Here is an 11,992-nt window from a genome sequence, read left to right as displayed (position 1 = left end):
AGCGAGCCGGATTATTGGGATCAGTACTTACAGTTTTTTTGATCCGTATGTTCCTAACCTCATTGATGATTTTTTTTAATTCATTTAAAGTTTCTTCATCTGATATTATTTGATACTTTTTCAAATAGATTATCAACCTAGAGCGGCTAAAATCTGCTTTAACATCACAACTATCTCTATACACACTAAGTGTATAGAAATCTCCAAGGAGTACCGCTTCAAATAAAAAATTCGCTCTTAAAACTAGATCGTCTTTACTATCAAATGATTTGCTAACATCTGCTAATAATTTACCCGGATCTGCTTTGTAATTTCTCGAATAGTTGAGCTGATGACATGTATCCTGACTTTGAATTCACCGTATTTTTAATAAAATCAACTTCAAAAAATTTATTGGCTGGTGATGAGCTTGCTTCTTTAGTTTTTCTTTCTTCTCGTTTAATGTACATAGTTCAGCTCCTGTTTGTTATTGACAATAATATAATTATAACGTTTTGAATAAAAAACAACCAAAAATAGTCGCGCATACCTCATATGTCCAATAAACTCCTTTAGGGATATTTGGTAAATCCTCATATCAACTAGTCCCTGCATGCCTTTTGTCACCTAACATCATTGGCTTCTATTCCTACACAATGCATTTATAATTTGCTATAATTAGATAAATTAGCATAAATGAGGAGCATCATCATGTCATTCAGTAAGGATAAAGGCATAAGAAGAAAACTTCCAACGCAAATATTGGCTGAAAGAGCAGAGAAAGAAAGATTGCGAGAGGAATCAAAAAAAGAAGTAAAAGAGGATGTGCAGATCGAAAGTTTTCGCTTTATGCAACAAGATATAAACAAACAGTTTTCAGCTCTTATTGCTATTGCAAAAACATTGCCTGACGCAATAGCAAAAAGGAATATTTATGTTTTCAGCCCAATAAGATCTGAGGCTTATATAGGTCAGTTTGATGATATAGGTGAGTTAGGTATTCATGATTTAGATAATCCTAAACAAGGAGGCCTGGCTATTGTTGTGAATAATAAAGCTGGAAAATTAGGTGAAGAATTAAAAAAAGCTGGATTTAAGGAATATGCTAAAGATTGGTCAGCGGAAGATAAAGGACTTTCGGTTTATCTTATTTCACCCTGGGAAAAAGGCGGACCTAACTTAGAGCAAATTAAAAGTTCTATACAGGAGTTGTCCAATACCTTAGAACAAAAGGCAAAACATACTCCATAATAATTTTTTAGTTGAGGTATCTTTAATTGAAATAGTTTCGGCTTAATCTGACAAATCATTCATCACAATGCACTACTTCGTGCTGCGTTGTGTCTTTTTATTGAAATAATTTTTTTGACAATATAAATATCTTAATGATTTTGAGTGGTACAAGTGGAACTAAGGGGACAACTTGATTTTACTGAGCTATCAGCGTACCACATTCAAAATTTGCGATGGTACTAGTGGGACATTATTTAGGGCATATCTATACTTTTATCAAACTCGTAACAATCTCATTGAGTGATTTCATGGATTCTCCCCAGCTGGCTGGATTTTTATTGTATACTAAAGGACCAATAAAATTTTGATATCTCACTTTGAACTTCTGCTGTTCTTGAATTCGTTCAAAACCATATAAGAGCTCTTTATAAGGATCATCTCTAAATTGAGGGTGCTGGTTACCAAACTCTTTAATATCTATTTCAATGACTTCCTTGACTAATTTACTTATTTTGTCCTTATCTGCATTAGATTGATTTATGAGATGGAGATCGTAAATATGTCGAACCAATGTTTCATCTTCCTTTCTTGAAGGACTTCTTTCATAAGCCGCGGTTCTTCTGAGTAAAGCCACCAGTTTTTCACTGGCTGTAATGACATTGAGGAATTTCTGGAGGTAATCTGAGTGTTTGTGAATACATTGAAGAAATGGGTGCTGTAATAGTTGCATCCAGAAGGGGTGATTCCGTTATTTCCAACTGGATCTCAGGACGAATAGCACTTATGGTAGGGTGAAAACGAGGATATTTTATATAACATTGTAAATATTTGCCCTCATCACGCTTTCTGTCCTCACTCAACTCAAGTATTGTCTGTGCATCTAACAATGCATAAAGTTTTTGATGAAAATAACCACGTAATTTCCGTTGCTGACTTCTCGTTTCCTTTTGAACATCCGAGGATGGTATTAATTTGATATCCACATCTTCAGACATACGAAATGTGTCTATGTGAGCCTTGGATAAGCAAGTCCCTCCTGCAAAAACGATTGAATATTCAGGGTCATTGATTGAATAAAGCAACTTTAGTAATTGAATAGCATAGTAGTCTTTTTCTACGAGAACTGGTTCTTCTATACCAAGAGCATCGGCAACATCTGCAAAAATCGTAGGGTCTATTTCTTCCATTAAGAGCAAACAACCTTTAGGGTAAATTTATCTGTGCCAATTTTACGGTTAAACCTGCTTTTTACAACAACCTCAGCATTTGCGGGTATTTGTGTAGAGTTCGTCAAATAAGATTTCGTTGCATCGGAATATTGCCATTTTACACCAAGTCTTGTTAATGCTTCTTTAGAGATAGCTGTAAAACCGCCCTCAGCAGCAAGCATGGGTTTGCCAGTAATTCTATTTATTCTGGCTTTTGCATACAAACCATAACCTATTTTGAGCAACTTTCCTTCTCTGGATAATTCTTTTAATGCCCTGCCAACTTGATCATAATCACTTAATTTTCCAAAATCAGAGCGTAAAAAAACCTGCCGTTTAGATCGACCTATCTTTTTCTCAATTCTACTTCTAAGTGATACACGTGACATGGCTCTATTTCCGATAATTTCTTACAACACAAGTATAGCAAAAATACGACACTTTATCTGATATGAAATTTCTGTATATAGCTCTTTCTGATTGAACAAAAGTTTAGGTAACATGTGGTACAAGTGGGACATTAGGGTTGTTTTTGGTTTAAATAGTTACAATTTCTTTGAATTTGTTTTCAATTGTTGACTTTAATTTTTAAACCACGTAATAATCTATTCGTTGTTTTAAATAGCTTTATGAAAATGGGTATAAAGCTATATGGATTTTTGGATAGAAAGTACCAGTGTTACTGGAATTTTCAAATTGGATTTATGGAAAAAGCCTCTTTGGCGGCATTTTATTGCCGATTGAAAATTCTTTTAATGACGAGGTATTACTATGTCTAGAAAAAATGTATCGCGCTTACAACTTATCAATGAATTTGAATCAGCTCCAGACTTTACCCTTTTTAATCAAAATACACTTGCCGCAGTTTTAGATTGCTCAGTTCAATTATTAGAGCGAAACCGTTGGGCTGGTCAGGGTGTACCCTATATTAAAATTGGCCGTACCGTTCGATATCGCAAATTAGATATTCTTAATTATCTTCAACAGCAATGCACTTATAACGTCCTTAAAGAGGCTGTTTAGCAATTTCTTTACTTAAGTCTTGTTTGATTGATTGGAAGATGGTGGAACACCTTCCTGTGAACGTTGTTGGAGAAAAAGAAAATGAATTCGAATCCAATATATCATGTTGATTTTAAACAGTCTAAACGCATTAAATCCTTTCCATATGCAGGTGGATTATTTCAATTAACCTCGGATGGGGTAATTTTTGTTGGAAAGGATAAAGACAATAATGAGCTACCTCCCCGATGGATTTGCTCCTCTTTGTATGTAGTAGCTAAAACTCGTGATGCTCTAAGTGGTGAATGGGATCGCTCGAATGGGTGGATGATGATGGAGTGAAACATCAATGGGCTATGCCTTTGGCTTTATTACAAGGGGATTCTAGCGATGTAAGGCGAGAGCTTGCACGATTGGGGTTGACTATTTCGCCCAGTAAAACTGCTCGTGATTTGTTAGCGTCTTACATTCAAGAGCGTGCTCGTTGTGTCGATAAACTTGGATGGTATGAAGATGTTTTTGTTACCGCGAATGAAGCTATTGGGCAATCTAGTGACAAAATCGTTTTTCAAAATGCGAATAGTCTTGAACCTGCTTTATCTGTTGCTGGTACTGTTGAGGAATGGAGATATTCTATTGCCCGTTTGGCAGATGGTAACTCCAGATTGGTCTTTGCAATATCTGCTGCCTTTGCACCGAGTCTTGCCAAGCTAATTGGAGAAGATTCCGGAGGGTTTCATTTTAGAGGTGCTTCTTCCTCTGGTAAAACAACCGCTTTAAAGGTTGCAGCTTCTGTTTGGGGTAAACCGAACAATTATATTCGTCTGTGGCGAAGCACTGCGAACGGCTTAGAAGGATTGGCTGCGCTCCATAATGATGGGTTATTAATCCTAGATGAACTGAGCCAAATGGATCCTAAAGAGGCCGGTGAGTGTGCTTACCTGCTTGCCAATGGTCAAGGCAAAACACGAGCCTCTCGTTGTGGTACCGCAAGACAATCCATGCGTTGGTCATTGCTATTTTTATCGGCAGGCGAAGAATCTTTAACTTCGTTAATGGCAAAAGCATGGCAGCGATGTAATGCAGGTCAAGAAATTCGTTTAGCAGATATTGAAGCGGATGCTGGTGCTCAGATGGGATTATTTGAACAGTTACATGATCATATAAACCCAGCATCTATGTCGCTTGCATTAAAAGAAGCAGCAAGCAAATATCATGGAGCAGTTGGAATTACATGGCTCCATAAAATTGTTAATCATCGCACTGAATTAATCCCTGTACTCGCCAATAAAATCCAGCAATTTGTAGCAAAGGTCACTAAGCCAGAACACTCAGGTCAAATTCAACGAGTAGCCAGACGTTTTGCTTTAGTTGCCATGGCTGGAGAAATAGCAAGTCATTTTGGATTAACCGGTTGGAAACGGGGCACAGCATGCCAAGCAGTGGAAAAGTGTTTTAACGCTTGGCTAGAGAATTTTGGAGAGCATGGTAACCGAGAAGCTCGAGCCATACTATCGCAAGTTCGTGCATTCTTTGAAAAAGAAGGGGCAAGTCGGTTTGAAAGCGAAAATCATCCGAATAGTGAACGCCTTTATAACCGAGCAGGATTTTTTCGCACGGATAGCGAAGGTTTTCGTATTTTTATGGTTTTATCTGAAGTTTATAGGAAGGAGATTTGCCATGGGTTTGAACCTAAAATGGTAAATAAAGCTCTTATTAACGCTGGCTGGATAGTCCCCGGTAATGACGGGCAAAGCTTCTCAAAAACGAAGAATTAAAGGGGTTGGTATTCCTAGGTGTTATGTTTTTACCGAGAAAGTTTGGTCTGACGAGTATTAATTGTTCCACTAGTTCCACTGTCGATTTTGATAGTGGAACATCTGAAGTCCAGTAACTACAAGGGTGTTCCACTTGTCCCAGTAGTTCCACGTATTTTTTAGATGAAGGTAAAAATCTATTGGGTTGTATCGGCTTTAATAAAGATGATTTCCCTATTACAACTTTCTATGTGCCGGTCTATACAACTTCGTCTAATACGGCTTGCTAAGAGAATCTTAATTTTTTGCTTGACGGGATACTAAGGAATTCTTACCATCCCGCTTCTGTGGTTAATATATAATCATCATGTTAATTTGTTATCGTCCGACAAGTAATTTTATTTTACTTTAAAACAACAATAAGAATTCGGCTCTGTAACTCATGTTTTTATAATAAGGCTATCATGAAAGCAAAATTTTTATTGTTAGGATTCTGTTGTTTTTCTTTATTACCTAAATCTGAAAGTTACGCAAAACGCGCCGCCTACTCATATTCTTATAAAACTCCAAGATACGGTTCTTCTTATGGAAAAACACACACTGTTAGACCTTATATAAAAAGAGATGGAACCTTTGTTAAAAGGCATCGAGCTGGAAACCCTAAAGCCGGTGTTCACTGCCACAATAATGTTTGTTACTAACACTATAGTGGATGGTTCTATGTTTTTAGACAAAAAAATAATTTTGATGGTTCTTTGTATTATTATTGTCAAACCAACTTATTCTGCAGGAATATATACAGGCAAAGACTTTATTTTAGCATGCGCAGATCAAAATTACACTCAAAATCAAGACGTCTGTAATACAGCTATAACTTAAGCATTCGCAAGCTATCTGGTATCCCTTGAATTATTTTCCGGAGAGAAGTTCGCCAAGTGTTATAGAAATCATTACCCATTCTTAGAAAAGAAATCCGTTAAGGATGGAGTTCTATTTTTATCTGAGCAATACAATGAGAATCCGGAATTAACTCCACATCTATTGGGTTTTGGATTTTCCGTTGTAATGTATTCGAAATACCCAATCCCAAGAAAGTGCATTAAATTCAAACAATAAGGTGTATTAATATGAAAATTTTAAAAATGTTATCTCTTTTAATGGGAGTAATTTTAGCAGTATCACAACTACAGGGGTGTGCTGTAGCCGCGATCGGTGCTGGCATTGGCGCTGTTAAGTATGCAAATGCAAAAAAGGCAGAGGCAAAAGAAGGTTGCCATAAAAATTATAATGAATATTTGAAGGTTGCAAAGAAACCAATACCTCTTTCTGAATACTGTTCTGAAAAATAACAGTAAAGAATCAATTAAATGGATGTTTAAACAATAGACAGGAAACTTTTAACTATAACCATGGTGAGACTAGAGTGTTATAAGGTATTTGAGTGGGTAAAGGATTAATCACTGGTGAACTATATGGAGATTCTACAATTAACTGAGAGGTAAATGAATAAATGAAAAAAGCAATAGCAGTATCAATGTTAGCAATGACCATGAATTGTCATGCTTTTAACTTAATTTCAGACACAGATGCAAATAGATTTAAAAATATGTCTAGTAATAGCATTAAACCAGATCAATTCAATAAATTGATGGCATTTTGCGATAAGTCTGATTCAAATATAGAATCATGTCTAGAGAAAATAAAAGCCAAATCATCAGATAATAAATCAATGCAAGCTAATGTGACCAATGGCCTGTGTTGTTGGAATGTATCGAATCAATATGGTGATTATATGTATTATCAAGGAAAAGAGTATTGTATTCCTGCATGTCACTAATATAAATATGAAAAAGGCGGCTAAAGTCGCCTTTCTATTAATGCTCAAATTATTTTGTCACTTGGTTATTAAAGACATTCCTTTCAGGCCGAACTCTGAAAAAAAAGAAAAATGAATCGGTTTATTTTTATCAAACTTCGACACATATTCGACACGCCACAAAATTTAAAATATAGGCTCTACCCCAAATAAGGGGGCACTTTAATCAAGTTAGTCTAGACTAACTAATTGATTTTACTATGCCGCTGCGCAGAATCGAACTGCGGACCTTCTGATTACGAATCAACTGCTCTACCGACTGAGCTACAGCGGCGCATGAGAAAGTATACTTAAGTTAAATGATGATGCAACTGCTTGTGATTATTAATAAATCTCAGAAACAAAAAAGGATAACTAATTTTTTTATAGAAAAATCAATCATTATAATCTTTTTTATTGATTTAATCTCTAAATTACGTCATAACCTGAGGTTTTCCTTGTAATAATTTTCACTAAATTAGTAAAAAAAAGTTCAATTAGATAAAAAATGATTTATAATGTCCTGCTGGTCAATTTTTTATACTAGTTTTTAAAAAAAATTAGTATAAATAGGAAAAATTTAGTTTTAAATTATTAAAGATGAATATAACATAGCGTCACCCAAAAATATGACAACCTGTGAGAAACAAACAGCCCGTGAAAAAGAGCAAGATGGAAACAGATAAGCCTGTAAAAGACAGTGGTTATAGTCGAAGATTGAAAGACCGCCATGTGCAACTTATTGCCTTGGGAGGAATTATCGGCTCAGGTTATTTTTTAGGTACAGGCGAGGTAATCAACCTGGTTGGCCCTGCTGTGTTTCTAGCCTATATACTAGGCGGATTGATCATCTTTCTAACCATGCTGTGCATGGGCGAGCTTGCTGTGGCTATTCCCATTTCAGGCTCTTTTGTAACGTACACTGCTGACTTTATATCTCCATCAGTAGCCTGTGGCGTAGGATGGTCTTATTGGATCAGTTGGGTAGCATATATCCCCGCTGAATGCGTTGCAGGCGGGATAATCATGGAAATGTTTACTGGAGTAAATGGTTATATATGGGCTGTTTGTTTTGGTTTACTTATTACCTACATTAACTTGGCTAAAGTAGATACATTTGGCGAAATCGAATTTTGGCTGGCTTTGATTAAGATTTTGGCTTTATTAGGCTTTGTAATTTTAGCTATTTTAATTTTCTTTGGTCTAATCCATGGCGCAGAATCCAGTGGAATTATTGGCTCCAGATACATTTTAGGTGATGGAGGGCTTCTTCCTAACGGGGCAATGTCCCTGTTAACCGCAATGGTTCTTTTACTGGTGAATTATCAAGGGTCCGAAATTATTGGTCTTGCTGCCGGAGAATCAGAAAACCCCGCGCGCATGATTCCCCACGCTATTCGAAATGTAACGTTAAGAATTCTTTTTATCTATATCATTCCCGTATTTTGTCTGGTATTAATTTTTCCATGGCAAAAAGCCGGTTTATCCAATTCTGTATTTGCTGATGCCTTAAACTATTACAATCTTAAATGGGCAGGTGCGGTAACCAGTTTTGTGACCCTAAGTGCTACTTTATCTTGTGCTAACTCAGGATTTTATGGAACGGTTCGTGCACTCAATGCACTAGCACGTGATGGCATGGCACCACACACTTTTTCCAAATTTAATCAAAATTCAGTACCTCAAAATGCAATCATTGCAACCTTGATTACCATCTGGATTCTTTTAGGGGTTGGTTACTTTTTCGGACAAACCCAGCTTTATATCGCACTACTTCTAGTATCTGGATTTACTGGAACCCTGGCATGGATCTCCTTATGCACATCACAAATTCGTTTTAGAAATAGATTATATCAAGCTGGATATACAACAGAGAATCTGCGTTATGTGACACCCTACTCGCCCTACACAGGAATCCTTGCCATCATACTTATGTGTGTTGCCTTGTTTTTCCTAGTGCTGAATAAAGATCCCACCTATAAACTTGCTTTTTATATAGGCATGGTTAGCTTTATTGTTCCTATAATTATCTATAAGCTTTTTGATTTATCGAAGAAAAGGAAAAAAGCACTCCACCTGAAATCTCGAGTTAAGTTTCAAGATCTTTTTCCCCCAGTTTAATCCTGGAGCCTGGGTGAGGCACCGTAAGCATCACTCGGGATTTCTAGCATAGTGGCATAAAACTGGGCTTTGATGGAATGAAATAACTCTTTATTCTAATTTTTCTTTTTCTTTTGCCAAAAGAATAGAGTTTTCGAAGTCCCCCGCTTTGCTTGAAATAACTTAATACCCTCTTTGCAGAAAACTTGACTTGCCAGAAGTAAAAAAATATTTAAAAGAAAACAAAATGAAGCCCTTAAATAACCAAGAGCAACTTGAAGCCACAGGCCTTATAGTCAGGCGCTCATTCAAATATTTAGCCTTCAACTGTATGAAGAAGGCTTATCTATTTTCCAGTCAAATTAATGCAACTTTTGCCCGTTAGGAACTCTAGGATCGGTAGTTATTAGACATATGGCTCCATTCTCGTCAGAGAATCCAACCAATAAAAATTGAGAAATAAAACCTGCGATGTTTTTTTCACCCAAGTTGACACAGCCCACTACAGAACGTCCTACCAAGGTTTCTGGCGTATAATGCACGGTAATTTGAGCAGAGGTTTGTAATATTCCTATATCCTTACCAAAATCCACCCAAACTTTATACGCAGGTTTTTTTGTGCGAGGGAATTCCTCGACCTTAACAACTGTGCCTGAACGCAGGTCAACTTTGGCGAAATCATCGTAAGAAATCATTTTAAAGCCTCTTTTTCAATAAACACAACAACAAATTAAACTACTGGTATCACACTTGTTGTATTTAATTCAGGAACCAAACTCTTCAATAGAATAAATAACTCATCAGACTGATTTTCTTCACATGCTGTATTTAATAAACGCATTGTTTGGATTAATTCTTCCCAGTTAAGTTCACGGACTTTTGCCTTGAATAATTTTTCATGCTCTGTTGGAGCCAATTGCTCTGACTCATGGAACAACTCTTCAAATAACTTCTCTCCTGGACGTAATCCAGTATATTCAATCATAATGTCTTTCCCAGGCTCTTTTCCAGCCAGGCGAATCATTTGTTCAGCCAAATAGCTAATTTTAACAGGTTCCCCCATATCCAAAACAAAGATTTCTCCACCTTTTCCATTAACCATGGCTTGCAAAATCAATTGGCATGCTTCAGGTATCGTCATAAAATACCGTTGCATATCAGGATGAGTTACTTTGATTGGGCCTCCGCTTTGTAATTGTTTTTGAAATAATGGAACAACACTTCCTGCCGAGCCTAAAACATTTCCAAAGCGAACCGTAATGAATTGTGTCTTAGCTCTTCCATTCAGATTCTGGCAATAAATCTCAGCAACCCGCTTGGTAGTCCCCATTATATTGGTCGGATTTACTGCTTTATCAGTAGAAATCAAAATAAATTTTTCAACATTAACTGCGACACTAGCCTTTGCAACAACTTGAGTTCCAAGAACGTTGTTCATCACAGCAACACGTATTTGATCTTGCAAAAGTGGAACATGCTTATACGCAGCAGCATGAAATACGATTTCAGGTAAGAACTCCGTAAATAAATGGTTAATTGCTACTTCATCTGTAACACTGATCAACCTAAGCTCTAAAGGAATATCGGGAAAATTTTGCTTCAGCTCGAGCTCTATTTGATACAAATTAAATTCACTGTTTTCAACTATAGCTAAACTCTTGGGTTTAAGCGCTAAAATTTGGCGGCATAGCTCAGATCCAATTGAACCTCCACCACCGGTAACCAATACTCTTTTTCCTGCAAGACCTGCCGATAGTCGGTCCCATTGTAAATTGACCTGATCTCTACCTAACAAATCTTCGATATTGACAGGTCTTAATGCATTTACTTCTACCCTTCCAGAAGCTAAAGCATTAAGACTGGGAAGTGTACTAAATGGAGTCTGGCTCTCCTCACAATAGGTTACGATTCGGCGCATAACTGAAGAACTTGCTGACGGAATCGCGATAAAAATCAAATCAATCTTATACTTATGGACACGTTCAGTAATTTGGCTGGAGGTTCCAAGAACTGGGATCCCATGAACTTCTAAGCCGCGTTTTGCTAAATTATCATCAATAAAACCTACAGGCTTATATCGATTGGAGCGTTTTAAATCACGAGCAAGTCCTTCACCGGCCATACCTGCACCAATAATAAGCACACGTTTAATTTCAGTTGCTTTATTGCCTCTGGCGCGCTTATCCCAATAAATCCTTCTCAACAATCTGCAGCTACAAAGGATAGTAGTTAATATCATGCAATATAATGGAAATACAGAACGAGGAAGTTCATGCAGCATTGAAGTAACATATAAAACGGAAATCCCCAACACTGTAGTAGTCAGCGTCGCTTTTAAAATTCGAACTACATCATTTAATGAAAAAAAACGCCACAAACCACGGTATGTTTTGAAATAAAAATAACAAGACACTTGAATCACTGTTAGCAGAGCCAAAGCTTCAAGGGAGTGCGACGAAGTCAATATTTTAGGAAAGGGTTGCATGTTATAGCGCAGCCAATGCGCTGCATACCATGCGGCAGGGATAGCAAAAATATCACACAGAAAAACGGGGGTTTTTTTATGCAGTTTTTGCGACAACACTGACATTTTGTGTCTCATACAAAGCTCATCCTTTATTCATTTTTATTATCTTATTATCGTGAGATAGTACACTATGTTAACTTATATCTCATCAAAAAATCACTACCACCCTGGTAAACCCTAATTCAAATTTATCTCTTCTGGGAAAGAAGAAGCGGAGACATTCATATATTTCATAGCAATAAATTGAGTCAGGGCTAATACTTTTCTAAGTTTTACTTAATTTGTATTTAAACGATTTACTCAATTCATGTTTTAAACAAACATCACTCAG

The 11,992-nt window shown here is 36.7% G+C and carries 12 protein-coding genes, 1 tRNA gene and 1 pseudogene; 7 read left to right on the top strand and 7 right to left on the bottom strand.

What is annotated here, in order from left to right:
• Nucleotides 1–290: 290 nt before the first annotated feature.
• The gene (locus DY223_RS19080) at nt 291–449 is read right to left on the bottom strand and encodes a hypothetical protein (protein ID WP_154669227.1); all 159 of its coding nucleotides are present in this window, start codon (nt 447–449) and stop codon (nt 291–293) included.
• 241 nt (nt 450–690) lie between these two features.
• Here DY223_RS19080 and DY223_RS05505 point away from each other — a divergent pair, with 241 nt between their 5' ends.
• The gene (locus DY223_RS05505; protein WP_058460469.1) at nt 691–1,230 is read left to right on the top strand and encodes a hypothetical protein; all 540 of its coding nucleotides are present in this window, start codon (nt 691–693) and stop codon (nt 1,228–1,230) included.
• Between the two features lie 247 nt (nt 1,231–1,477).
• Here the strand turns inward: DY223_RS05505 and DY223_RS05500 are convergent, their stop codons facing one another.
• The 3 genes from DY223_RS05500 to DY223_RS05490 are packed head-to-tail and all read right to left on the bottom strand — an operon-like array spanning nt 1,478 to nt 2,809.
• Entirely contained in the window at nt 1,478–1,846 is a 369-nt protein-coding gene (locus DY223_RS05500; protein WP_058460468.1) for a nucleotidyl transferase AbiEii/AbiGii toxin family protein, read from the bottom strand.
• Nucleotides 1,847–1,853: 7 nt separating this feature from the next.
• Nucleotides 1,854–2,399, bottom strand: coding sequence for a nucleotidyl transferase AbiEii/AbiGii toxin family protein (locus DY223_RS05495; protein WP_058460467.1), 546 nt, complete (start codon nt 2,397–2,399; stop codon nt 1,854–1,856).
• A complete protein-coding gene (locus DY223_RS05490; RefSeq protein WP_058460466.1) occupies nt 2,399–2,809 on the bottom strand; it encodes a DUF6088 family protein in 411 nt (136 codons plus the stop codon). The genes DY223_RS05495 and DY223_RS05490 overlap by 1 nt, the downstream gene beginning before the upstream one ends.
• 382 nt (nt 2,810–3,191) lie before the next feature.
• On the opposite strand from DY223_RS05490, the gene DY223_RS05485 reads away from it, so the two are divergent.
• The 5 genes and pseudogenes from DY223_RS05485 to DY223_RS05465 all read left to right on the top strand — a co-directional run bounded on the left by DY223_RS05485 (nt 3,192) and on the right by DY223_RS05465 (nt 7,016).
• Nucleotides 3,192–3,443, top strand: coding sequence for a MerR family transcriptional regulator (locus tag DY223_RS05485; RefSeq protein WP_058460465.1), 252 nt, complete (start codon nt 3,192–3,194; stop codon nt 3,441–3,443).
• 81 nt (nt 3,444–3,524) lie between these two features.
• A pseudogene (locus DY223_RS05480) lies at nt 3,525–5,261 on the top strand (DUF927 domain-containing protein).
• 542 nt (nt 5,262–5,803) lie between these two features.
• Nucleotides 5,804–6,058: a hypothetical protein gene (locus DY223_RS05475; protein WP_058460464.1), complete on the top strand. Its 255-nt coding sequence runs from the start codon at nt 5,804–5,806 to the stop codon at nt 6,056–6,058.
• Nucleotides 6,059–6,306: 248 nt separating this feature from the next.
• Nucleotides 6,307–6,528, top strand: a complete 222-nt coding sequence (locus tag DY223_RS05470; RefSeq protein WP_058460463.1) for a hypothetical protein — start codon at nt 6,307–6,309, stop codon at nt 6,526–6,528.
• Nucleotides 6,529–6,689: 161 nt separating this feature from the next.
• Nucleotides 6,690–7,016 (top strand): hypothetical protein, encoded by a 327-nt coding sequence (locus tag DY223_RS05465; RefSeq protein WP_058460462.1) that lies wholly within the window; start codon nt 6,690–6,692, stop codon nt 7,014–7,016.
• Between the two features lie 240 nt (nt 7,017–7,256).
• Here DY223_RS05465 and DY223_RS05460 read toward each other — a convergent pair.
• Nucleotides 7,257–7,329, bottom strand: a tRNA-Thr gene (locus DY223_RS05460).
• A 377-nt stretch (nt 7,330–7,706) separates the two neighbouring features.
• Here DY223_RS05460 and DY223_RS05455 point away from each other — a divergent pair.
• Complete coding sequence (locus tag DY223_RS05455; protein ID WP_115684283.1) at nt 7,707–9,155, top strand: amino acid permease; 1,449 nt, start codon at nt 7,707–7,709, stop codon at nt 9,153–9,155.
• Between the two features lie 341 nt (nt 9,156–9,496).
• On the opposite strand, the gene DY223_RS05450 is transcribed toward DY223_RS05455, so the two are convergent.
• Entirely contained in the window at nt 9,497–9,829 is a 333-nt protein-coding gene (locus DY223_RS05450) for a tRNA-binding protein (RefSeq protein ID WP_058460460.1), read from the bottom strand.
• A gap of 35 nt (nt 9,830–9,864) precedes the next feature.
• The gene (locus DY223_RS05445; protein ID WP_058460459.1) at nt 9,865–11,736 is read right to left on the bottom strand and encodes a polysaccharide biosynthesis protein; all 1,872 of its coding nucleotides are present in this window, start codon (nt 11,734–11,736) and stop codon (nt 9,865–9,867) included.
• Between the last annotated feature and the right edge of the window lie 256 nt (nt 11,737–11,992).

Origin of the sequence: Legionella bozemanae (assembly GCF_900450575.1) — a bacterium.
GTDB lineage: Bacteria > Pseudomonadota > Gammaproteobacteria > Legionellales > Legionellaceae > Legionella > Legionella bozemanae.
This window is presented reverse-complemented; position numbering and strand designations above follow the sequence as displayed.

What these genes read in the sequence shown, in the direction of transcription:
- DY223_RS05490 (WP_058460466.1), bottom strand. Translation starts at nt 2,809, where the DNA reads ATGTCACGTGTATCACTTAGAAGTAGAATTGAGAAAAAGATAGGTCGA.
- DY223_RS05450 (WP_058460460.1), bottom strand. Translation starts at nt 9,829, where the DNA reads ATGATTTCTTACGATGATTTCGCCAAAGTTGACCTGCGTTCAGGCACA.
- DY223_RS05455 (WP_115684283.1), top strand. Translation starts at nt 7,707, where the DNA reads ATGGAAACAGATAAGCCTGTAAAAGACAGTGGTTATAGTCGAAGATTG.
- DY223_RS05470 (WP_058460463.1), top strand. Translation starts at nt 6,307, where the DNA reads ATGAAAATTTTAAAAATGTTATCTCTTTTAATGGGAGTAATTTTAGCA.
- DY223_RS05445 (WP_058460459.1), bottom strand. Translation starts at nt 11,736, where the DNA reads ATGAGACACAAAATGTCAGTGTTGTCGCAAAAACTGCATAAAAAAACC.
- DY223_RS05505 (WP_058460469.1), top strand. Translation starts at nt 691, where the DNA reads ATGTCATTCAGTAAGGATAAAGGCATAAGAAGAAAACTTCCAACGCAA.
- DY223_RS05475 (WP_058460464.1), top strand. Translation starts at nt 5,804, where the DNA reads ATGGAACCTTTGTTAAAAGGCATCGAGCTGGAAACCCTAAAGCCGGTG.
- DY223_RS05485 (WP_058460465.1), top strand. Translation starts at nt 3,192, where the DNA reads ATGTCTAGAAAAAATGTATCGCGCTTACAACTTATCAATGAATTTGAA.
- DY223_RS05495 (WP_058460467.1), bottom strand. Translation starts at nt 2,399, where the DNA reads ATGGAAGAAATAGACCCTACGATTTTTGCAGATGTTGCCGATGCTCTT.
- DY223_RS05465 (WP_058460462.1), top strand. Translation starts at nt 6,690, where the DNA reads ATGAAAAAAGCAATAGCAGTATCAATGTTAGCAATGACCATGAATTGT.
- DY223_RS19080 (WP_154669227.1), bottom strand. Translation starts at nt 449, where the DNA reads ATGTACATTAAACGAGAAGAAAGAAAAACTAAAGAAGCAAGCTCATCA.